Below are 21,730 nucleotides of genomic sequence, written 5' to 3'. Positions count from 1 at the left end.
AACTACAATTACAATCGGGTAGATAAACGTTTCACCATCATCGGCTTCCAAGTAGAGAAGTCGCCGGCGATGATGTGCTTGCGGGCCTCGCCCACGAGCCAGAGGTAGAAGGCCAGGTTGTGGATGGAGGCAATCTGCAGGGCAAGCAGCTCCTGGGCATGGAACAGGTGGCGCAGGTAGGCACGGCTGTACATCGTGTCCACGTAGGAAGCACCGTCGGCTTCGATGGGGGAGTAATCGTTCTCCCATTTCTTGTTGCGCATGTTCATGATGCCGTCCTTGGTGAAGAGCATGCCGTTTCGGCCGTTGCGGGTCGGCATCACGCAGTCGAACATGTCCACTCCCCGTTCGATGCCTTCCAGAATATTGACCGGAGTTCCCACGCCCATCAGGTAGCGGGGCTTGTCGGTAGGCAATATTTCGTTGACCACCTCAATCATCTCATACATCTTCTCCGTCGGTTCCCCTACGGCCAGTCCGCCGATGGCGTTTCCGTCGGCATTCTTCGAAGCGATGTATTCCGCCGAGCGCCGGCGCAGGTCGGGATACACACATCCCTGCACGATGGGGAAGAGCGACTGGCTGTAGCCGTACTTGGGCTCCGTCTCGTTGAAACGGGCGCAGCAGCGGTCGAGCCAGCGATGCGTCAGCTCCATCGACTTCTTGGCATAGTCATAGTCGGAGGTGCCGGGCGCACATTCATCGAAAGCCATGATGATGTCGGCCCCGATGGTGCGTTCGATGTCCATCACCCGTTCCGGAGTGAACAGGTGTTTCGACCCGTCGATGTGCGAGCGGAACTCCACGCCTTCTTCGCGCAATTTCCGGATGCCGGAAAGGGAGAACACCTGGAAGCCCCCGCTATCGGTCAGCATCGGGCGGTCGAACCCGTTGAACTTGTGCAGTCCTCCGGCCCCCTCAATGATGTCGAGTCCCGGGCGCAGGTAGAGGTGATACGTGTTTCCCAGGATAATCTGGGCCTTGATGTCGTTCTTCAGTTCGTGAAGATGCACCCCTTTTACCGTACCGAGTGTGCCGACCGGCATAAAGATAGGGGTCTCAATCTGCCCGTGGTCGGTCGTAATCAGACCGGCGCGGGCATTCGATTTGGGATCCGTATGTTGTAACTCAAACTTCATTGTGCTGGGTTTTCTTGGTTTTTGTCTTTGTCTTCTTTCACGGTGAAATCAATGGCATCGGCCACCTTCTCGTCGGTCAGGGCCAGGCGGAGCACCTCCTTGATGTCCTTCACGTAGTGGAAGGTCATGCCCGTGAGGTACATCGGCTGGATTTCGTTGATGTCCTTGCGGTTTTCCTCACACAAGATGATGTCCTTGATGCCGGCCCGTTTGGCGGCCAGAATCTTTTCGCGGATACCGCCTACCGGCAACACTTTTCCGCGCAGGGTGATTTCGCCCGTCATGGCCAGGTTGGCCTTTACTTTCCGCTGGGTCAGGGCAGACGCCAGTGAGGTGACCATCGTGATACCGGCAGAGGGACCGTCTTTCGGAATGGCTCCTTCCGGCACGTGGATATGGATGTTCCAGTTGTCGAAGATGCCTTCCGGCAAGTCGAGCAGATGGCTGTGCGCTTTCAGGTACTCCAGTGCCAGCATGGCCGATTCCTTCATCACGGAACCCAGGTTTCCGGTCAGGGTCAACTGTCCCTTTCCGCGGCTCAGGCTGGTTTCCACGAACAGGATTTCGCCGCCTACCGCCGTCCAGGCCAGTCCGGTCACCACGCCGGCATATTCGTTGCCTTGGTACTTGTCGCGGGAGTATTCCTGCGGGCCGAGGAATTTCTCGATGTCCTTCGGTTTCAGTTCGTGCGTTTCGGTAAATTCACCGCTGGCGATTTCCAGGGCGATTTTCCGCATCACCTTACTGATTTTCTTCTCCAGCTCACGCACACCGCTTTCACGGGTATAGTTCTCGATGATGTATTCGATGGCCGGCTTGGTGAACTTCACGTGTTCCTTCTTCAAACCGTTCTTTTCCATTTCCTTCGGAATCAGGTGGCGGCGGGCAATCTCGATTTTCTCCTCGGTGATGTAGCCGCTCACCTCAATCAGTTCCATACGGTCGAGCAACGGAGTAGGGATGGTGCCCAGGTTGTTGGCCGTGGCAATGAACATGACGTTCGACAAGTCGTAGTCGATGTCCACATAGTTGTCGTGGAACGTGTTGTTCTGTTCCGGGTCGAGCACTTCCAGCATGGCCGAACTCGGGTCGCCGTGGTTGTCGTTGCTCAGCTTGTCAATCTCGTCCAGGATGATGACCGGGTTGGAGGTCTCCGCCTTGATCAGGCTCTTGATGATACGTCCCGGCATGGCACCGATATACGTCTTGCGGTGTCCGCGGATTTCCGCCTCGTCGTGTACGCCACCCAGTGACATGCGGACATATTTCCGCTTCAGGGCCGTGGCGATGGAGCGTCCCAGTGAGGTCTTGCCGACTCCCGGAGGGCCGTAGAGGCAGATAATCGGCGATTTCAGGTCGCCTTTCAGCTTCAGCACGGCCAGGTATTCCAGAATACGTTCTTTCACCTTCTCCAGTCCGTAGTGCTCCTTGTCCAGAATCTTCTTGGCGTTCGGAATGTCAATCACGTCCTTGGTGTACACACCCCACGGCAAGGAAAGCAACGTCTGCAGGTACGTCAGCTGCACGTTATAGTCGGGCGATTGCGGGTTGATGCGCTCCAGCTTGGCCAGTTCGCGGTCGAAAATCTCCTTCACCTCCGGTTTCCAGAGCTTTTTCTCGCCCTTCTTCTGGAGTTCGTCGATTTCATCGTCCTGTCCGTTGCCCAGCTCGTCCTGAATGTTCTTGATTTGTTGTTGCAGGAAGTATTCCCGTTGCTGGCGGTCCAGCTCTTCGCGCGTACGCATCTGGATGTTCTGTTTCAGCGTGGCCAGCTGGATGGTCTTGTTCAATAACTGAATCAGGCGGTACAGGCGCGACTTCAGGTCGTTCATCTGCAACAGCTCATACTTCTCGTTGATGGGGAAGGGGAAGTTGCCCGAAATGAAATTCACCAGCACCTCGTTGTTGTCCAGGTTCTTCAAGGCAAAAGCCGTATCGGGAGAAATCTCGTCCGAAAGCTCGATTACCTTTGCACTCAGCTCCTTGCAAGTGTCAATCAGCGTCTTGAACTCGTCCGACTTTTCATCCTGCATGTCTTCCTCAATCACGGAAACTTTTCCCCGCAGGAATGGGCGGGTGGAAGTGATTTCTTCCAGCTTCACCTTCGGGCCCGTGGCCTGAAGGATGGCCGTAATGGTCCCTCCCGGCATTTCGAACACGCGCAGCACCTTACCGATGACGGCGATGGGGAACAGGTCTTTTTGCTTGGGTGACTCCGTTTCGCCCACCTTTTGCGTGGTGATGACGATGGGCTCCTTGCTTTGGAGAGCCTGGTTCACCAGCTTCAGTGTCGGCTGGCGTCCCACGTTAATCGGCATGACGATAGAAGGGAATATCATTAGGTTGCGCAGGGGCATGACGGGCAATTCCCCAGTCAAATCTTCTTCCTTGGTATCCTCCGTAGGAATGGTTTCGATTTCGGCCATCATAGGGATATCCTTGCCTTCTGCACTAACCAGAATCTCGTTGTTTTTTGTCTTTTTTACCATATTTTTTTCGCTTCTGAATTAAGAAGGTTTTTTTATTGTTCAAAACGGCACAAAGGTAATCATTCCGCGCCTAATTTGGAAACTATTTACTTCAAATACCTGTTTATTATTTAAAAATAATATGAGGTGAGACCACTTTCTGAGAGGATTTCCGTAATTTTGGCGCAAAATTTGAGTAAGAAGCTATGCCGAATCCTTTTTTTCAGTTCAAGCAGTTTGTGGTTTTTCACGATAAATGTGCCATGAAAGTGGGCACGGACGGAGTGTTGGCGGGTGCCTGGGCACAGGTGGACGGAGCCGCCCGTATCTTGGACATCGGTACCGGGAGCGGACTGATTGCCCTGATGCTGGCCCAGCGGAACCCACAGGCTTACGTGACGGCGGTCGACATTGACGGAGCCGCCGTGGAACAGGCGCGGGAGAACGTGGCCCGTTCGCCTTGGGCCGACCGGATGGAAGTGACTCAGCTGGACATCCGGCAGGCACCGGAAGACTGGAAAGACCGTTTTGATGCGATTGTATCGAATCCACCCTATTTCGTGGAAGCGGTGAAATGCCCTCATGCCCAGCGGAATACGGCCCGGCATACCGATGAATTGGATTTCGGGGCGCTTTTGGCAAAAGTCGCCTTTTTGCTCTCAGACGAAGGCTGCTTTTCGGTGATACTTCCGGCTACTGCCGCCTCCGATTTTGTGGCGCTGGCTTTGAAGCAAGGCCTGTCTCTTTCGCGTCAGACATGGGTACATCCCCGTGCCGGACTTCCTCCCAAACGGGTGCTGATGGCCTTTGTCAAGTCGGCTTGTGTGCAGACCGAAACCTGCCATCTGGCCATTGAAATGGAGCGTCACGTCTATACGCCGGAGTTTGAGGCACTGGCCAAGCCGTTCTATCTGGCCTTGTAGGGCCGGGAGAGTTATTTCTTGGAGAGCCTTCTCAGAATATGCTGGTTCAGCATCAGGAGCTGGCGGTGCTTCTGGGCGATGGTCTCGGTAAACGGACGTCGGCCGATGAAATCAGTGAAATGTTGCAGGATGTTCAATGGGGGCGACGGCATACGCTTCGGCCGGATGGGAGCGATGACATGCAGTCCCTGATGAATGATTTCCACCTTCAAGTCTTTTCCTCCCATTGCCGGGTCGCCGTCGAAGTGGAACACCCCTTCCTTTTCCCGGTGGATGACGATGCATTTGTCCTTCATTGTCTTGATACGGCTGTTCTGGTCGAGCGTGCGGGTAAACAGCTGGATGGAAAGCGAAGGCACATCCAGCACCGTGAAAGGCTCCAGAATGGTGATGTCCATCATCCCGTCGGTCAGGGAAGCCTGCGGGGCGATGTAGGCGTTGTTCCCATATTGTGACGCGTTGGCGCAGGCAATCAGGAAAGCCTTGTAGCGGACGGTGCCCGTTGAATTCTCAATCTCATACGTCTCCGGCTGGTACGTAAGACTCTCGTGCAAGGTGTTTTCCAGGTAGGTGAGCAAGCCCCTTTTCCCGGAATCCGCAAATTTCAGGCTCACGAAAGCGTCGAATCCCACTCCGCACGTACAGAAGAAGGGACGGTTGTCGATAATTCCATAGTCGATGGTCTTGACCCGTCCGGCATTCAGCACGTTGATGGCTCCTTTGGGCTCCATGGGGATGTGCAGATGGCGCGCCAGTCCGTTCCCGGAACCGCAGGGAATGATTCCCATGGCCGTGTCCGTATGGATGAGCGCCCGTCCTATTTCGTTGATGGTTCCGTCTCCGCCGATAGCCACCACGATATCTGCCCCTTCCGAGGCAGCCTGTGCGGCTATCTCGGAAGCATGTCCGGCATATTCGGTCTTTCGGATGGAATATTCATATTTCGATGTGTCCAGTTCCCGCTCGATGAGCTTCAGTATGAATTCCTTTCCGTGGGTTCCGGATATGGGGTTTACCACAAAGATGATTCGCTTTTTCGGATCCATAAGTCAGATTTAGAATTTGGGAGCACAAAAATAATATTATCTTTCATATTTGAGGGATGTTTTTGGGGATAATTAAACACAAAATCAATTTTTTTAGAGGATTTGTATCTGATTTTGGAGTTTTTTGTATCTTTGCACGTTCTTAGTAAAAACGATGTGACAATACGGTTGCAAAGTGATAAAGTTTAACGTAAGCCGGGGTGCTTACCAGATACTTAAAATATGGGATTATTACAAGAAAAATTTAGTAAATTCAGATTGCCTCAGATGTATATGGAAAGAGGCGTTTACCCTTATTTCCGTGAGATTGACAGCGCACAGGACACAGAGGTGATGATGGACGGAAAAAAGGTGCTGATGTTTGGTTCAAACTCTTACATGGGCTTGACTCACGACCAAAGAATTATTGACGCGGCCATTGCAGCGACTCGCAAATACGGTACGGGATGTGCCGGTTCCCGTCTGTTGAACGGAACACTTGATATCCACGTGCAGCTGGAAAAAGAGTTGGCCGAATTCGTAGGAAAAGATGAAGCACTTTGCTTCTCCACAGGTTTTACCGTAAATGAAGGCGTGATTCCTCAGTTGGCCGGACGTGGCGACTATATCATTTGCGACGACCGCGACCACGCATCTATCGTAGACGGACGCCGTCTTTCTTTTGCCACTCAGCTGAAATACAAGCATAATGACATGGAGGCTTTGGAGAAAGAACTCCAGAAATGCGAACCGGACGCCGTGAAACTGATTGTAGTGGACAGCGTGTTCTCCATGGAAGGCGACCTGGCCAACCTGCCGGAAATTGTCCGCCTGAAGAAAAAATACAATGCCAGCATCTATGTGGACGAAGCCCACGGACTGGGTGTCTTCGGTCGGGAAGGCCGCGGCGTATGCGACCACTTCGGCGTAACGGACGACATCGACCTGATTATGGGTACGTTCAGTAAGTCACTGGCATCTATCGGTGGTTTCGTGGCCGGTGACAAGGACGTCATCAACTGGTTGCGCCACAATGCCCGCTCTTATATCTTCCAGGCCAGCAACACACCGGCTGCTACTGCTGCCGCCAGAGAGGCCATCCATATTTTCAAGACCGAACCGGAACGTCAGAAGAATTTGTGGAAGATTACCAACTATGCGTTGAAGAGCTTCCGTGAAGCCGGCTTTGAAATCGGCGATACGGAAAGCCCGATTATTCCGTTGTACGTGCGCGATACGGACAAGACTTTCGAAGTGACCAAGCTGGCCTTCGATGAAGGTGTCTTCATCAATCCGGTAATCCCACCGGCCTGTGCACCTCAAGACACGCTGGTGCGCTTTGCACTGATGGCTACTCATACCAAGGAACAGGTGGACTTCGCCATCGAAAAATTGATCAAGTGCTTCAAACAACTGGATTTATTGAAATAATAAATTATATCGTTTGACTTTTTAAAGGACTTTGAAAGGAGGTTTTTACTATGGGAGCTGCAGGTAATAAAAAACCGAAAGGCATGCATAAAAAACATGCGCCGGCTTATCAAGTAGAAGAGGCCATTCATGAAAATGACCTGAAAAAAGGAAAAAAGAAATAAATCCTTTGGTGATTTATTTTGAAAAGGGTTATATTTAGAGTATCCGAAGCTCAGGCAGAGGAACTCGGATATAACCCTTTTTTTTATTGTATATTGTTTTAACTTGAAGGAGATATGATACTGAATGAAAGAGACAGCCGCCATGAACAAGTGTTGCAGGTGGCACAGCAGATGATGACGGCCGCCCGCACGGCCCCCAAGGGGAAGGGCGTGGACATCATAGAGGTGGCCATGGTGACGGAAAGCAACATCCGCATCCTGTCGGACACGATGAAGCAGATGTATGAAGACAATGGGTTTAAATTCTTCCTGCGTGACGCCGACAATATCCTGCAGGCGGAGTGCATTGTGCTGATAGGCACCCATTCACATCCGCAGGGGTTGGATTGCGGACATTGCGGGTATGACACCTGCGCCATCCGCAAGGAAGGAGTGCCTTGCGCCATCAATAGTGTGGATGTAGGCATAGCCATCGGGTCGGCCTGCTCCGTAGCCGCCGACCATCGGGTGGATACGCGGGTCATGTTTTCGGCCGGACTGGCAGCCCAGCAACTCGACTGGCTGGACGGATGCACCCAGGTGTATGCCATCCCCGTGAGCGCATCCTCCAAGAATCCGTTCTTCGACCGGAAGCCTAAGACAGAATGAATTTTTCTGCCGCATACGCCACGCCGTCTTCCTCATTCGACAGAGTGATGAAGTCGGCGTTTTCTTTTACCACGTCCTGTGCGTTGGCCATGGCAATCCCCAGTCCGGCGTATTTAATCATGGACAGGTCATTGAATCCGTCGCCGATAGCAATCATTTCTTCGCGCGACACCCCAATCTTTTCCAGCATACCCGCCAGCGACAGGGCCTTATCGATGCCCTTCGGCACCAGTTCCAGAAAATAAGGCTCGGAGCGGAACACGCCCATGCGGTCTTTCAGGTGGTCGTACATCTCTTTTTCCAGTACCGCCAGGCGGGTAGGGTCGCCCACAATCAGGCATTTGGCAATGGGATGCTTCACGGCCTCCAGGAAGTTGTCCACCTTCTTGATTTTCATCACGTTGAGCAGTGCCTCTTTCAGCACGTATTCATCGTCAGGCTTTTCGGTCAGCACATATTCCCCGTCGTAGGTCACGATGGCGAAATCGTTCTTCTTGGCACATTCATACAGGTAGGGAAGCACCTCTGGGTCGAGAAGGTTCTTGCATATCACTTCTTTGGTTTTCCAGTCGGTGATTTCCCCGCCGTTATAGGCCAGGATGTATCCTTCGTATTTCTGAAGCTCCAGCTGTTCGGCCAGAGGCACGATGCCGTAGGTGGGCCGTCCGGAAGCCAGTATGATTTTTACTCCTTTTTCCTGCGCTTTAAGAAGCGTTTCCCGGGTGTGAAGGGTGATTACTTTTTTCGAGTTGGTAAGCGTACCGTCGAGGTCTAATGCTAATAGTTTGTATTTCATAAAATAGTACTGTGAATCGGGTGCAAAAGTACGGAAAAAAGTGTAATTGAGAAAATGCGGGAGCGGAAACGTGGCGCAAGTGGTGAGGTGAAAGGGGCGTTGGGTGGAAATGAGGCTTTGTGGTCTTGAAAAGACAAGGGCACAGACGGAGAGACGCTTCCTGCTTTTCTACGTTTCGCGGGGCGGAAACGTAGGTTCTTCAGTCGGGAAACGTATGTTTCCGCGAGCAGAAACGTATGGTTTCCGGATGCGGGATGTAGAAAATGAGAGGGCGGATGGGGGTATATGTAACTGCATTTTAGGGTTATGTGTAGAATCCTAATCGGGAAAAGGTCTTCGAAAAATGGTGTTTATGAAAATAAAAAGACTCATGACTGTTTTTTTCTTTCATCTATTATCAGTATATTTGTCCTATACGCCAATAAAAGGATTTGCAATGAAAGATATAAATAGGATAAAAATTGTTTTGGTTGAACAAAAGAAAACAGGAAAATGGCTTGCTGAACAGTTAGGAAAAGATCCATCTACTGTGTCTAAATGGTGTTCAAACAAAATGCAACCGTCTTTGGAGATGTTGATGCAAATTGCAGAAAAACTGGATGTCGATGTAAGAAGCTTGATTGTAACTACTAAACAATAATTATGGGGACTAATTTCTTTACTAACGAGAAAGAAAATACCTTACTTGAAAAAATTGAAGGGGTTTTTAAGTATAGAAAAGTGCATTTTTTTGATGCGCTTGTAGGGTATTTTAGAGCTTCTGGATATTTTAGAATCCGAAAGTTCATTCAACAGACTCCACACATTAGAATCTTAGTAGGTATCAATGTAGACAAACTGACTTATCAGGCCAATCAGCAAGGATTACTTTTTAATCCAAACAATGAACAGTCACAAGAGGAATTCTTCAATGACATAAAAAAGAATATCCAAGAGGCGAAGTATGACAAGGAAGTGGAAGACGGAATGTATCAGTTTATCGAAGATATTGTTTCCGGCAGAATTGAGATGCGTATCCATCCCAAGCAAAACATACATGCCAAAATCTATATCTTTCGTGAAGAAGTATATCATCCACATGGTTATGGATCAGTAATTACAGGTTCTAGTAATCTGACGGAAGCTGGATTGGAGAAAAATTTTGAGTTTAATGTAGAGCTAAGATATGACGATGATATTCAATTTGCGACTGAAACTTTTGAAAAGCTATGGGCAGAATCTGTTGCCATTGATATCAATCATATAGAGAAGATAAAAAAGGAATCGTATCTGAATACTGAGTTTACGCCATACGAAGTTTACTTGAAGTTTCTTTTGGAATATTTTGGGAGAAGTATTGATTTTGATCCAAATTCAATATCAGACTTGCCTAAAGGATATAAGAAATTGTCTTATCAGATTGATGCCGTAAATGATGGATATTCAAAAATGATGAAGCATAACGGATTTTTTCTGTCCGATGTAGTCGGATTGGGAAAGACTATCGTTTCAGCTCTCATTGCCAAGAAATTTTTCTTTGCCAATGGGTTTCCAATGCATCGCTCTCATACCTTGATTATTGTTCCCCCTGCTCTTAAAGAAGGTTGGGAAAGAACAATGGTAGAGTTTAAACTTGACAATTATAAAATTATCACAAATGGAAGCTTGCATAAAATAAAGAATCCGTCACTTTATGATTTGGTCATCGTTGATGAAGCCCATAAGTTTAGAAGCGATACTGCATCTATGTACAACGAGCTACAGAAACTTTGCAAGACTAAGACACTGCATGCTGATGGTAGCTTGCATGACAAGAAAGTGATACTCGTTTCTGCCACTCCTTTGAACAACAAACCTGAAGATATAGCTAATTTGGTTTATTTGTTTCAGGATTCTAAAGACAGCACTTTGGAAGAAGGAAACTTGCAGCGTTTCTTTCGTGAACAAATAGACAAATACAAGAAGATTAAAAAACAAAAAGATATAGGACTGATTGCTAATGGAATAAAGGAAATTTACGAAAAGATTCGAGTTAAGGTGGTTGAGCCTTTGACTGTGCGTCGTACACGTACAGATTTAATGGAAAACGAAGCTTACCGAAAGGATTTGGAAGAACAAAATGTGCATTTCCCAGATGTGAAGCCGCCCCATAAGATTTATTATCAATTAGACTCTGAGCTGGAAGCCTTGTACGACAAGACAATCCGATATTTAGGTGGTAAAGAAGGGAATGTATTGAAATACTATCGTTATCAGGCTATTAAATATTTGGTTCCCAAGAAGAAAGCTAAGTACAAAAAGGCAGATATGATATCTATTCAGTTGGCAGGTATTATGAAAACATTGCTTGTCAAGCGAATAGACAGTAGTTTCTATGCATTCAAACAATCTTTAAAGAGATACTATCAGGCCAACAAAGTCATGCTTGGTATGTTTGAAAAAGGTGTGATATATATTGCTCCTAACTTAAAAGTTAATGAACTGTTGAGTGAAGGGAAAGAAGATGAACTGATTCGATTGATAGAAGAAGCGCAATATACCGACCCGACGATTGAAATTTGTACGCCGGAAGATTTTGAATTTGGCTTTAAGGAAGGCTTGGAAAACGACGGACGAATTTTGGAAGAGTTGGTAGATGCATGGGATAAAATCACATACGACCCGAAATTGGATATTTTTATTAATGAATACCTGAAAGGTAAACTGTTTGATAAATCTATTAATCAGGAAGGTAAACTTGTAATCTTTTCTGAAAGTAAAGAAACGACCAAGTACTTGTATGATGCATTAAAAGCAAATGGTTTTAATCGTGTGCTGGCTATTTATAGTGATAATCGGAACGATAAAATGACTGTCCTTGAAGCGAACTTCGATGCGAACTATAAAGGTGAGAAAAAGAATGATTATAATATAGTCATTTCTACCGAGGTCCTGGCTGAAGGCGTAAACTTGCATCGTGCAAATGTTATTGTCAACTACGATACACCTTGGAATTCCACTCGACTGATGCAACGAATTGGGCGTGTAAACCGTATCGGAAGTACGGCTAAAGAGGTACACATTTTCAATTTTTTTCCTACGGCCAAAGTAAACAATGACATAGAGCTGGAGAAAAAAGCCAAGATGAAACTCTTTGCCTTCCATGCTGCTTTGGGTGAAGACAGTCAGATTTACTCTACAGATGAAAATCCGGAAAGCTTCGGACTGTTTGATAAGAATGCAGACGAGGAAAGAGATGAGAAATTGCGATATCTGATGTGGCTTAGACAATTGAAAGAGGATGACCCTGACCTGATAAAACGAATAAACAAGATGCCTTTAAGAGCCCGTGTAGGGAGGAAAAGTAAACTGATCCCTATGAGTACCATAACGTTTATTCGCAATAAAAGAAGGGATGCTTTTACCTTTATTCGTGAAGACGGAAGCATTGAAGAGCTTACTTTTTTGGAAGCCGTGAAAGAATTTGAGGCAAGGCCGGAAGAGAAAGCCATTCCTTTGCATGATAAACATCATGAGCAAGTAGCAAAGGCGATAGAAGTTTTTTCGGAAAAAGAAGAGGATGCAAAAGCCACTACTAAGAAAGTGGTTACCACCCAAGGTCCCAATGAGAAAAAAGCTTTGGCTTATCTTGATGGATTTTTACATGTTCCCAATATAACAGACGAAGAATTTACTTTGATAGAAAAGGCCAAACGTGCCATATCTACGGGAAAATTTCAACAGTTGCAGCGGGACATAAACAAGTTGCAAAGTGCCACAAAAAAAGCACCTGTTAAAATCGTTATATTGCTGGAGCAACTTATGAAAATCATTACTTCTTACCCGCTTGAACATGTTGAATTAAGCACCCATGAAGATCAAGCTGTGAATCGCATAAAAGCGACAAAGGAGTTCGTTCCGGAAATTATTATTTCCGAAAGTTTTAATCTTTAATTATTACAAGCATGACATCAAAAGAATTACAAAATAAATTATCTACCAGATTTGATTTCGGTGAGTGGAAAGGCATATTGACAGAAATGTTTCCTAACGTTGAATTCTTCACTCGCATAAATCAAATCTCACATGATTTGGTAAAGAGCGGAGGACAAGTAGGTACAATCCGTTTGGATGACGGGCGTTCATTGGCTATTTATACATTTGAAGTCTCAGATAATGTGCTTATTAAGCGTAATCGGAAAGGACTGCGCGAAATTGCGGCAAAAACGGTTGATCAATCCATTATTCATGGTGTCCTGGCTTTCTACTATTCAAAGAATGTCCTCGATTATCGCCTGACCTTTATAGCGAAACAAACTTCCTTCAATGAAGACGGAGAACTGATAAAATCAGAAACGGCACCTAAAAGATATACTTTCCTTTTGGGAGAGAACGAACCGTGCAGGTCGGCTGCAGACCGCCTGTATGAATTGATATCCAAAAAGAAAAACAGTTCTATCTATCTGGCAGATGTTACAGAGGCTTTTTCTGTTGAGCGCCTGAATAAGGAATTCTTTGCTGGATACAAAGCTCAATATATGAAGTTTCTGAAACTACTTTCCGACACTAAAACAAATCGTGACTATGTAAAGAAACTGCTTGGCCGACTGGTATTTCTGCAATTCCTTCAGAAAAAAGGCTGGATGGGTGTGCCTGCTTCACGCTCGGATTGGGAAGGTGGAGATAAAAATTATCTCAGTCACCTGATTGGACGCTACGAAGGGAACGACCGCTTGTTAAGCGATGTTCTTGAATATTTGTTTTTTAATACACTTAATGAAAAACGCGAAGGGGATATAGCTGATACCCGATTGGGAGAAAATATCAAAATTCCATACCTTAACGGTGGTCTGTTCGAGAAAGATAACGTCGACAAACTGGATATAGATTTTCCATATTCCTATTTCAAGGAACTGATGGATTTCTTTGCCATGTACAATTTCACCATCGATGAAAACGATCCTGACGATAGCGAAGTGGGTATCGATCCCGAAATGCTGGGACATATCTTTGAGAATCTTTTGGAAGATAACAAAGATAAAGGCGCATTTTATACTCCAAAAGAAATTGTGCAATATATGTGTCGCCAAAGTGTTATACAATATTTAAAGACTCACGAGCCTGACGAGCAATATGCAGAATCTATAGAGCAACTGATAAATAATGGAATAGTTCTGCCTGTACTCCAGACCAAAACCTTGGCATTACGATTTATACAACTACTCAAAGATATAAAAGTATGCGACCCGGCTATTGGTTCCGGAGCATTTCCTATGGGGATTTTTTATGTGTTATATCATGCTATTCACCATTTGCAATCGCATGCAGATCCTTACGGCAATTTTGATTCTAATCAAACTAAACGAGATATTATCCAAAATAACATCTTCGGAGTTGATATCGAGCAAGGTGCAGTAGATATTGCACGATTGCGTTTTTGGCTGGCCTTGGTCGTAGATGCAGAGGAACCTCAACCACTTCCTAACTTGGATTATAAAATCACTTGCGGGAATTCATTGCTGAGTCGCTATCCTATAGATGCGCCTATAGAGAATGCTTTTGTGGAGTACAACAAAGGTAAAGAGGAAAATGAGAAAATGACACTTACCAAGTACAAAGAATTGGTAAGAGAATACACCAATACCTCCAATCACCAAGCAAAGAAACTTTTTCGTAAGACAATTAAAGATATAAAGAGTGCATTTAAGACAGAGCTTAGCAATCAGTTTAAGGAGAGGCTTGCAAAGCTAAGAGGCAAAGTTATTATGCTTGAAGGCCCAACCTTATTTGGAGAGAGAACAAAGGTAGAAAAGGATGAATTGAAGAAGCTGAAAGAGAAGCTGAATATCCTTGAAAAAGAACAAGAAGATATTCAGACGAACAAATTATATGTTGATGCTTTTGAATGGCGTTTTGAGTTTCCACAATTGCTTGACGAGAATGGAAAGTTTATCGGGTTTGATATAATAATAGGAAATCCACCGTATATTAAAGAAGCAACTGATAAAAACGCATTTAATGGGTTAAGGAGCAGTGAATATTATCAAGGGAAAATGGATCTTTGGTATATTTTTGCTTGTAAAGGGATTGATTTATTAAAGCCTAATGCGTGTTTATGTTATATTGCCACAAATAATTGGGTTACCAACGATGGGGCAAGCCTTTTACGTAATAAGATTGTATCAGATACCAAAATCATTCAATTAATAGATTTCTTTGATGCTAAGATTTTTGATAGTGCAAGTATACAAACAATGATTATGCTCTTTCAGAAAGATAGTATTACTGATAATTATTCTTTTGATTATAGAAAAGTTCAACAAAAATATGCAAACAAACAGGCGGCGATTAATTTACTGAAAAAAATACATGATGATAGTAATGTATTCTTTATGCCATTAATTAATAGAGCACATTTCTCAAATCAGTTGTTAACATTTGCATCTACAGAGAATGACCAAATATTGCAATTAATAAGCGATACAACGCATATTCTCTTAAATGACAAAGAAGGGATTAAGGAGATATCTTCAGGTATTGATGTCTTGCAAGATTATGTAAACAAAAAAACTCAACAACTTTTAAACAATAAGAAACAAATTGGAGATGGTATTTTTGTATTAAGCCAACAGGAATATGATAGTTTAAGTCTTAATTGTACTGAGAAGGAACTTGTAAAGCCATATTATACATCAAAATTGATAAACAGATATTCTGTATGTAAAAAGAATTCAGAATGGATCATATATACAGATTCTTCTGTAAATGATCGTATTTCACTTTACCCTAACATACAAAAACATTTAGACCAATTTTCAACAGTTATTACATCAGTAAATAAACCTTATGGATTACATCGTGCTAGAAAAAAAGAAAGCTTTGAAGGAGAAAAAATCTTAGCACTAAGAAAGTGTGTAAATCGACCTGCGTTTTCTTATGTAAATTTTGACAGTTTTGTTTCTAGAGCTTACTTAATTATTAGAACAAATAGAGTAAACCAAAAGTATCTAACAGGATTATTAAATTCAACACTAATAAAGTATTGGCTAAAATATAAGGGGAAAATGCAAGGGGCGAATTTTCAAATAGACAAGGAGCCTTTGCTGCATATTCCTATTGCGGTACCAGCGATCAATGTTCAGGAATTAATTGCGACAATTGTTGATTATGTAATGATGGCAAGTTCTACAAAAGAAAACTTATCAGGATTAGTTTCAAACAAAACAATTGCACTATTTTTTGAAAAAATTATTGATGGCTGTGTGTATGAATTATACTTTGGGGAGCATATGAAAGAGCAAGAAATCAACATAATTGACTCTTCTTTAGAACTCATTAAACCTATATCACAATTAACTACTGAAAAGGATAAATCTGAAGTCATATTAAATACCTTTATGGCTATAAAGAAAATGGATAATCCAATACGGAACCGTTTGGATTTATTCACATTAAGAAGCCCAAAGATACTCAAACTTATAATTGAAGGATAATTATGGCAAAAATTAACGGAATAGTTATTAATGGATTTAAAGCATTCCCATCTCTACATACAATAGAGTTGGATGGTAAGCATTTGTTAATGTATGGAGAAAATGGTAGTGGTAAGTCTTCTATTTATTATGCTTTACATTGTATCTTCAATTCATATAGAAAGCCTGATAATGGAAAGAAGTATTTTGATAAAAGTAATTCACAAAACCTTGTCAATCGTTTTTTCTCGCCGAAAGATGCTTCTGACAAACCATATGTGGCAGTTAATTGGTTTATTGGAGCTAGGAATCCATTTTTATCAACGGTATCCGAATATGGTTGTGTCGGTTTTGACAGATTAGCAGAGCTTGAAACATTTTTCGTTAATCATCAACTTCTAAACGGGTTCTTTAATTTTACAAACTCAAACAGCATAAATCTTTTCCCAATATTCTTGCGAGAGATTTTGCCATACAAATATATTAATGAACAAGGAACATATATGTCGTTAATGTATGAACAAATTGAAGATGAAGCGTCAAAACTTAATAATAGAAGTTCAACAAAGAAAATAAATGAGATGATTGATATCTTCAATAGTGAACTTGAAAGTTTTATTGGAGATATTAACATTGCTGTATCGGATATATACAAGAATTACTTTAAGACCGAAGGAGAACAAGATTTATCAATCATTTTGACATATCCAAAGGTTAACCCAAATCCAAATATATATTTTGATGGATTTAGACTAAAATGGGATAATCGTTTGATTAAGAATCAAAAAGGGGAATTGGAGAGAACCAAAAATAAATCTTTGATTGAACCTATAATTGGCATTGAAATTAAGGAGGGTGGTATTGAGATACCTAAACCACATGTATATTTTAATGAAGCAAAACTAACTGCTATAGCATTGTCTATTCGCTTTGCATTATTGAGAGGCATTAATCCTGCAGATGATACGGTTCCTCCGGAAGGCAGCTTTCTAGCTTTAGACGATATGCTCATTAGTCTTGATATGAGCAATCGTGCAAAAGTTGTAGACTTCTTGCTGAAAATATCTGGTAAGTATAAGATATATCTGTTTACTCATGATAGAGCATTCTTTGAGCATTTTAAAGAAAGAATTTATTTTGCGAACAGATCAAAAGGTCTAGCAAAGGAAGATGGTTGGTTATTTAAGGAATTGTACAAGGATGATACTTCTACAAATAATCCTAAGGAATTCAACTCTGAATCAGATATTGCAAGAGCTCGTAAACATTATGAGGAATTTGATTACCCTGCTGCAGCGAACTATTTACGTAAAGCAGTAGAGGCTATGGTAAATGAAGTCTTCCCTCCTAAACTATCAAAACAAAATGACGGTGCTAAACATGAAAGGCTTCGAAATGTATTGGAAATATCATTTGATTTCTTTTCAAAGATACAAGGATTTGATCTTACAGACTTGAGTAGATTGATTGCTAATTTGAATCTACTAATGAATCCTCTTTCGCATAAATCAACCGAAACTAATGTGTACAAAATTGAGTTGAAAGAGATTTTTGCTATTATAGAAAGATTGAGCCTTCAAATCCAAGAATTAAGTATAGAAGAGGTGCTCCCAAGAAAAGAAAAAGTATATTTATTTTTTAAGGAAGATGAACATATAATCCAGAAGTATGAAATCGAACTACAACAGGAATTATACAAATATATTGTTGCAGGTACGACCAAGGTGTGGCTGCCAGAAGCTAAATCAACAAGAAGTTGCACTATTACAGACGGAGTTGAGGGTGAATACAATAAGAATGAACGATATAAGGGAAATTTAGAGAAGATATGTCAAGATATACATAGCCACAAGAGGAAAGACTATGTTGATAATTATTTAGAGTTATATAAAAGCAGAAGTGGGGATTTATTATTAAATATAATATAAAGGATATGCCAAAACTGAAATTTGATTCAACATCATCTATTAAAGGTATTCTATTTCAATTTCTTATTGCATTAGAACGATGTTTCAAGATGCGAAAAGGACAATCTATATATATAGAAACATATGGTGATGTTTCTGTATTAGGAAGTCTGTTTGATAGCAAACAGATTGAATCAAAATTTTATAAAAAAGCATTAACAGATTCCGATAAGAATGTATGGAAGAGTATTTATAATTGGATGAGAGAAGACTTTCCTCTTGACATGTTTAGTTCTCTTGTATTGCTAACAACTCAAAAAGTTTCTATAGATTCTGCCTGGTTGAATTGGAATAGTAAAACGATGACAGAAAGAATGGATGTTCTTAGAAATATCAAAAAGAATTTTGACTTACAAAAAAGAAAAAATAAGGATTTAGCAACATGTATGAATATCATTTTTGATGCTAAAAATGCGACAAGACTATCACAAATCGCAAAGATGTTATACATTGATAGTATAAGCATGAATGGAAGTCAATATCATAAATATCTTCAAGAAGAATACGGAAAGAACATCCCCGATATACAGAAAGGGAAATATATTAATCATATGTTTGGTTATATACTTAATCCTGACATTGTTAGTCATAACTGGAGAATTACGTACGAAGATTTCACAAGAGAATCAGAAGAGGTAACAAAAACATTAGTAGAAAATACTGCAGTGTTTCCTGCTAAACTAAAGTTAGCAGATATTAGCAAAAATGACTATGATGGTTATGCTTTTGTTGAGAAAATCAAGGATATAAAATATGAAGATGTTATTCCTGATGCTATTGATGATTATGTGCATACAGCAAAAATGATTAAGCAAGAGTTGGAAAAGTCTGAAGTAAAGAAGAAATCGCTATTACAATATGAAGAGAACTTGATAAAAAGTTATGCTGCAAAATATAGAAAAGCATCAAGGAACTACAATGATAGTGAACGAATTACTAAATCACAAGACTTTTATGATGACATGACGGGAAGTAATGATATAACGTTTCACACCTATAATAATGTGGATTTATATTTCCATAATGGTATGCTACATATGATAGCTGATGAAAATGACAAATTTATATGGTTGTTAAAAGATAGAGCAAATGAGTAAGTTCATAGAAAACATATCAATTCTGCAAAACAATACATTTATTCTAACCCCTTTGCTGGTTTCTTTTTATAAAAACTTAAAACCAACGGACAAGAATATATTATTGGCTTATTTCGTGTTTCCTTTAGTTCTAAATAATGAGTTCGTAGGAAAAATTCAGCGAATTACTACCGCTTCCAATATGAGTCGAATAACAAAAGACAAAGATATAATGGCTGGATTTGAGGACCGTTTTTATTACTATAAAGAACAAACAAATAAGTGTTTACAATATGCTATTGATTGTAAATATATTGAGATAGATAAAAATCTTACGGTAACTGTGATTAATGATGTCAATATGTTGACAGATTCCCGCTTGAAGAAAATTATAAATCTTTCTTCACAGTTGCATAATATTTTCACAAAGAATGTTATTAACACTTACTATGCATTTGGAATAAAAGCGCTATGAAAAGTTATATAAAATATATGGGTATTGTTGATCAATATGATAATTGTCATTATATTGATATGCATGAAGGTCTAAACATTGTAACTGGTAGATCTTCTACAGGAAAAAGTGCTATAATAGAGTTATTTGATTACTGTACAGGAAGTGCTGATAATACTATCCCAGCTGGTGTTATTACAGAGAATGCTCACCTTTACTTTGTCGTATTATATAAAAACGACACTCAGTTAGTAATTGCTCGTGAGCAAGCCGAAAGGACTAGAAAATTGTTTTTCAAAATTGAACCTCAAGATTTGGATATAGATGATTTGAATAGTTCTTACTTCGGTGATGAGTATTATATTGATATAAATGCTTTCAAAGAAGAATTGGGACATTTTTTCGGAATTGAAATATCAAATATGGATGAGGCTGATAATAGTATAAATAGAAAAGCTGTTAAAAAAGGACATCCCTCTTTTCGAAATATGGTTTCATTTATGTTACAACATCAAAACTTGGTTGCTAATAAACATTCTTTATTCTATAGATTCGATGAAAAAGAAAAACGAGAACGTGTTATAGATGAGTTTAAAATATTTGCAGGACTTGTCGATCAGCAGTATTATATCTTATCTCGGGAATTAGAGGAATGTAAAATAAAACTAGAGAAAATACAGAACGAGCAAAATCGTTTTGAATCTAATAAGAAAGATCGGTGTTCGTATCTAGATACTTTAAGAGAAGAATATTATACCATAAGCGGTAATGAATTATTTCCAGGGATAGATAGTATACATATGCTTAATGCCGCTCAGACCTACCTTGATAAGCTAAGAGAATCTACCATTATAGTAAATGAAAACTCCGAGCAATACAAGTATCAATATACAGAACTAATTAAGCAGAAGAATTTATTACTTGCTCAAAAAAGAGAGATTACACTTAAGTTAGAGAAAGTGATATCTTCCATTGAGTATGCAAAATCTTATGCCGAAGCTATTGACAGATATAATCCCATTAAGGAGGCTATAAAAAGCAGCTCTATATGTCCTTTCTGCCACAATATAAATAGTGCGACTATAACAGATGCAAATAAATTAACAGAAGCAATTAATTGGTTGAATTCCGAACTAAGGAAATCTCCAATGAGAATAGATTCTTTCCTACCTAAGAAGGTGGAGTATGAAAAAGAATTGCTGGAAATTAATCAACAAATTCGGACTATTAATAACGAAATCATAAAAATTAATGAGATTAATAAAAGTCTTGAAAACGACAGGTCATTAGAAGAACAGTCTTTGAAAGTGAGGCTCCAGATTGAGAATGAATTAGAATGGTCTAGAGATAAATCCATTAGTTTTGACGAAGAAAAATTCAAGGATATTAAGAAAAGAATAGAAGAGATTGAAAAAGTATTGCAAAAGCGATATAATGTTGAACATAAATTGGAAGAGGCTGAAGCCTTCATTAATCATTCGATGAATGAGATTGGTCGTAAACTAGATTTTGAAGCATCATATCAGCCCATTAACCTTTATTTTGACATACATACTTTTGAATTATATCATCTGAAAGATAATCAAACAAAAGTATATCTTAGATCTATGGGAAGTGGAGCCAATTGGCTGTATTCTCATATTTGCTTATTTTTGTCAATTCTCAAGTATTTCGCCTCTTTAGGGGATAAGGCGTTAGTTCCTTCTATACTATTTTTAGACCAACCTAGTCAAGTTTATTTCCCTGCAACAGTAGATGTTAATGAAGAAAAGTTTGATGCTAAGAAACTTAAGAAGTTGGAGAACAAATCAGCTGATGAGGATCTTAATGCAGTAACTAATCTATTTGTACAAATAATAAATGTTATAAATTCAATAGAAGAGAATTATGGTTTTCTGCCTCAAATCATAATATCAGACCATGCCGATAATTTAGATTTAGGAAAGTTCGATTTTAATAGTTATGTTGTGCGCAGATGGAGAGGGAAGAATCAGGGATTTATAGATATGCTTAAAATAAAGCATTCACAAGATATGAAGAATACAGAGATAAAAGAAAATAATTAGCTATAATTCCGGAGCATATCCGTTCATTCTTTCTCCGGTTTCAGTTTCCTTTGTGCTGGTAAATTTATACGAAACAGCACAGTCATGGCAGGAACAACAAAGGATATGAGTCTGATAAAACAAGTACTCCAGCTCCAACTGAT

Annotated in this window: 15 protein-coding genes; 11 read left to right on the top strand and 4 right to left on the bottom strand. The window is 41.4% G+C overall.

Going from position 1 to position 21,730, the window contains the following annotated elements:
* Positions 1-8: 8 nt before the first annotated feature.
* Together tgt and lon are read right to left on the bottom strand one after the other, a co-directional pair.
* Positions 9-1,139: a tRNA guanosine(34) transglycosylase Tgt gene (tgt, locus tag BQ7480_RS09635; protein WP_072542664.1), complete on the bottom strand. Its 1,131-nt coding sequence runs from the start codon at positions 1,137-1,139 to the stop codon at positions 9-11.
* A complete protein-coding gene (gene lon / locus BQ7480_RS09630; RefSeq protein ID WP_072542663.1) occupies positions 1,136-3,628 on the bottom strand; it encodes an endopeptidase La in 2,493 nt (830 codons plus the stop codon). Before lon ends, tgt begins: the two co-directional genes overlap by 4 nt.
* A gap of 185 nt (positions 3,629-3,813) precedes the next feature.
* On the opposite strand from lon, the gene BQ7480_RS09625 reads away from it, so the two are divergent.
* Positions 3,814-4,530, top strand: coding sequence for a tRNA1(Val) (adenine(37)-N6)-methyltransferase (locus BQ7480_RS09625; protein ID WP_072542662.1), 717 nt, complete (start codon positions 3,814-3,816; stop codon positions 4,528-4,530).
* A gap of 11 nt (positions 4,531-4,541) precedes the next feature.
* Here the strand turns inward: BQ7480_RS09625 and BQ7480_RS09620 are convergent, their stop codons facing one another.
* On the bottom strand, positions 4,542-5,576 hold the full coding sequence (locus BQ7480_RS09620) for a diacylglycerol/lipid kinase family protein (protein ID WP_072542661.1): 1,035 nt from the start codon (positions 5,574-5,576) through the stop codon (positions 4,542-4,544).
* A gap of 222 nt (positions 5,577-5,798) precedes the next feature.
* Here BQ7480_RS09620 and spt point away from each other — a divergent pair, with 222 nt between their 5' ends.
* The 3 genes from spt (at position 5,799) to BQ7480_RS09610 (ending at position 7,798) form a co-directional block, all read left to right on the top strand.
* Positions 5,799-6,986 carry a serine palmitoyltransferase gene (spt, locus tag BQ7480_RS09615; protein WP_072542660.1) on the top strand — a complete coding sequence of 396 codons (1,188 nt, stop codon included), beginning with the start codon at positions 5,799-5,801 and terminating at the stop codon, positions 6,984-6,986.
* Positions 6,987-7,036: 50 nt separating this feature from the next.
* A complete protein-coding gene (locus tag BQ7480_RS18025; RefSeq protein ID WP_022053955.1) occupies positions 7,037-7,150 on the top strand; it encodes a hypothetical protein in 114 nt (37 codons plus the stop codon).
* 114 nt (positions 7,151-7,264) lie between these two features.
* Entirely contained in the window at positions 7,265-7,798 is a 534-nt protein-coding gene (locus tag BQ7480_RS09610; protein ID WP_072542659.1) for a ferredoxin domain-containing protein, read from the top strand.
* Here BQ7480_RS09610 and BQ7480_RS09605 read toward each other — a convergent pair.
* Positions 7,785-8,594, bottom strand: coding sequence for a Cof-type HAD-IIB family hydrolase (locus BQ7480_RS09605; protein ID WP_072542658.1), 810 nt, complete (start codon positions 8,592-8,594; stop codon positions 7,785-7,787). The two genes, BQ7480_RS09610 and BQ7480_RS09605, sit on opposite strands and share 14 nt — an antisense overlap.
* A gap of 436 nt (positions 8,595-9,030) precedes the next feature.
* On the opposite strand from BQ7480_RS09605, the gene BQ7480_RS09600 reads away from it, so the two are divergent.
* From BQ7480_RS09600 to BQ7480_RS09570, 7 genes are read left to right on the top strand one after another with little or no spacing between them, the layout of a single operon-like run.
* Positions 9,031-9,234 (top strand): helix-turn-helix transcriptional regulator, encoded by a 204-nt coding sequence (locus tag BQ7480_RS09600; protein ID WP_072543974.1) that lies wholly within the window; start codon positions 9,031-9,033, stop codon positions 9,232-9,234.
* 2 nt (positions 9,235-9,236) lie between these two features.
* The gene (locus BQ7480_RS09595) at positions 9,237-12,506 is read left to right on the top strand and encodes a helicase-related protein (protein WP_072542657.1); all 3,270 of its coding nucleotides are present in this window, start codon (positions 9,237-9,239) and stop codon (positions 12,504-12,506) included.
* 11 nt (positions 12,507-12,517) lie between these two features.
* The gene (locus BQ7480_RS09590) at positions 12,518-16,045 is read left to right on the top strand and encodes an Eco57I restriction-modification methylase domain-containing protein (protein WP_072542656.1); all 3,528 of its coding nucleotides are present in this window, start codon (positions 12,518-12,520) and stop codon (positions 16,043-16,045) included.
* A gap of 2 nt (positions 16,046-16,047) precedes the next feature.
* Positions 16,048-17,952: an AAA family ATPase gene (locus BQ7480_RS09585; protein ID WP_072542655.1), complete on the top strand. Its 1,905-nt coding sequence runs from the start codon at positions 16,048-16,050 to the stop codon at positions 17,950-17,952.
* A gap of 5 nt (positions 17,953-17,957) precedes the next feature.
* Positions 17,958-19,088, top strand: coding sequence for a hypothetical protein (locus BQ7480_RS09580; RefSeq protein ID WP_072542654.1), 1,131 nt, complete (start codon positions 17,958-17,960; stop codon positions 19,086-19,088).
* Positions 19,081-19,542 carry a three component ABC system middle component gene (locus BQ7480_RS09575; protein ID WP_072542653.1) on the top strand — a complete coding sequence of 154 codons (462 nt, stop codon included), beginning with the start codon at positions 19,081-19,083 and terminating at the stop codon, positions 19,540-19,542. Before BQ7480_RS09580 ends, BQ7480_RS09575 begins: the two co-directional genes overlap by 8 nt.
* Positions 19,539-21,587, top strand: coding sequence for a DUF3732 domain-containing protein (locus BQ7480_RS09570; protein WP_072542652.1), 2,049 nt, complete (start codon positions 19,539-19,541; stop codon positions 21,585-21,587). Before BQ7480_RS09575 ends, BQ7480_RS09570 begins: the two co-directional genes overlap by 4 nt.
* Positions 21,588-21,730: the final 143 nt, after the last annotated feature.

Origin of the sequence: Bacteroides mediterraneensis, assembly GCF_900128455.1 — a bacterium.
GTDB lineage: Bacteria > Bacteroidota > Bacteroidia > Bacteroidales > Bacteroidaceae > Phocaeicola > Phocaeicola mediterraneensis.
The sequence above is the reverse complement of the archived record's forward strand: the minus strand, read 5'-3'. Positions and strand labels throughout refer to the sequence as shown.

Coding starts and splice junctions, on each gene's coding strand:
- tgt (WP_072542664.1), bottom strand. CDS start 1,139: ATGAAGTTTGAGTTACAACATACGGATCCCAAATCGAATGCCCGCGCC.
- lon (WP_072542663.1), bottom strand. CDS start 3,628: ATGGTAAAAAAGACAAAAAACAACGAGATTCTGGTTAGTGCAGAAGGC.
- BQ7480_RS09625 (WP_072542662.1), top strand. CDS start 3,814: ATGCCGAATCCTTTTTTTCAGTTCAAGCAGTTTGTGGTTTTTCACGAT.
- BQ7480_RS09620 (WP_072542661.1), bottom strand. CDS start 5,576: ATGGATCCGAAAAAGCGAATCATCTTTGTGGTAAACCCCATATCCGGA.
- spt (WP_072542660.1), top strand. CDS start 5,799: ATGGGATTATTACAAGAAAAATTTAGTAAATTCAGATTGCCTCAGATG.
- BQ7480_RS18025 (WP_022053955.1), top strand. CDS start 7,037: ATGGGAGCTGCAGGTAATAAAAAACCGAAAGGCATGCATAAAAAACAT.
- BQ7480_RS09610 (WP_072542659.1), top strand. CDS start 7,265: ATGATACTGAATGAAAGAGACAGCCGCCATGAACAAGTGTTGCAGGTG.
- BQ7480_RS09605 (WP_072542658.1), bottom strand. CDS start 8,594: ATGAAATACAAACTATTAGCATTAGACCTCGACGGTACGCTTACCAAC.
- BQ7480_RS09600 (WP_072543974.1), top strand. CDS start 9,031: ATGAAAGATATAAATAGGATAAAAATTGTTTTGGTTGAACAAAAGAAA.
- BQ7480_RS09595 (WP_072542657.1), top strand. CDS start 9,237: ATGGGGACTAATTTCTTTACTAACGAGAAAGAAAATACCTTACTTGAA.
- BQ7480_RS09590 (WP_072542656.1), top strand. CDS start 12,518: ATGACATCAAAAGAATTACAAAATAAATTATCTACCAGATTTGATTTC.
- BQ7480_RS09585 (WP_072542655.1), top strand. CDS start 16,048: ATGGCAAAAATTAACGGAATAGTTATTAATGGATTTAAAGCATTCCCA.
- BQ7480_RS09580 (WP_072542654.1), top strand. CDS start 17,958: ATGCCAAAACTGAAATTTGATTCAACATCATCTATTAAAGGTATTCTA.
- BQ7480_RS09575 (WP_072542653.1), top strand. CDS start 19,081: ATGAGTAAGTTCATAGAAAACATATCAATTCTGCAAAACAATACATTT.
- BQ7480_RS09570 (WP_072542652.1), top strand. CDS start 19,539: ATGAAAAGTTATATAAAATATATGGGTATTGTTGATCAATATGATAAT.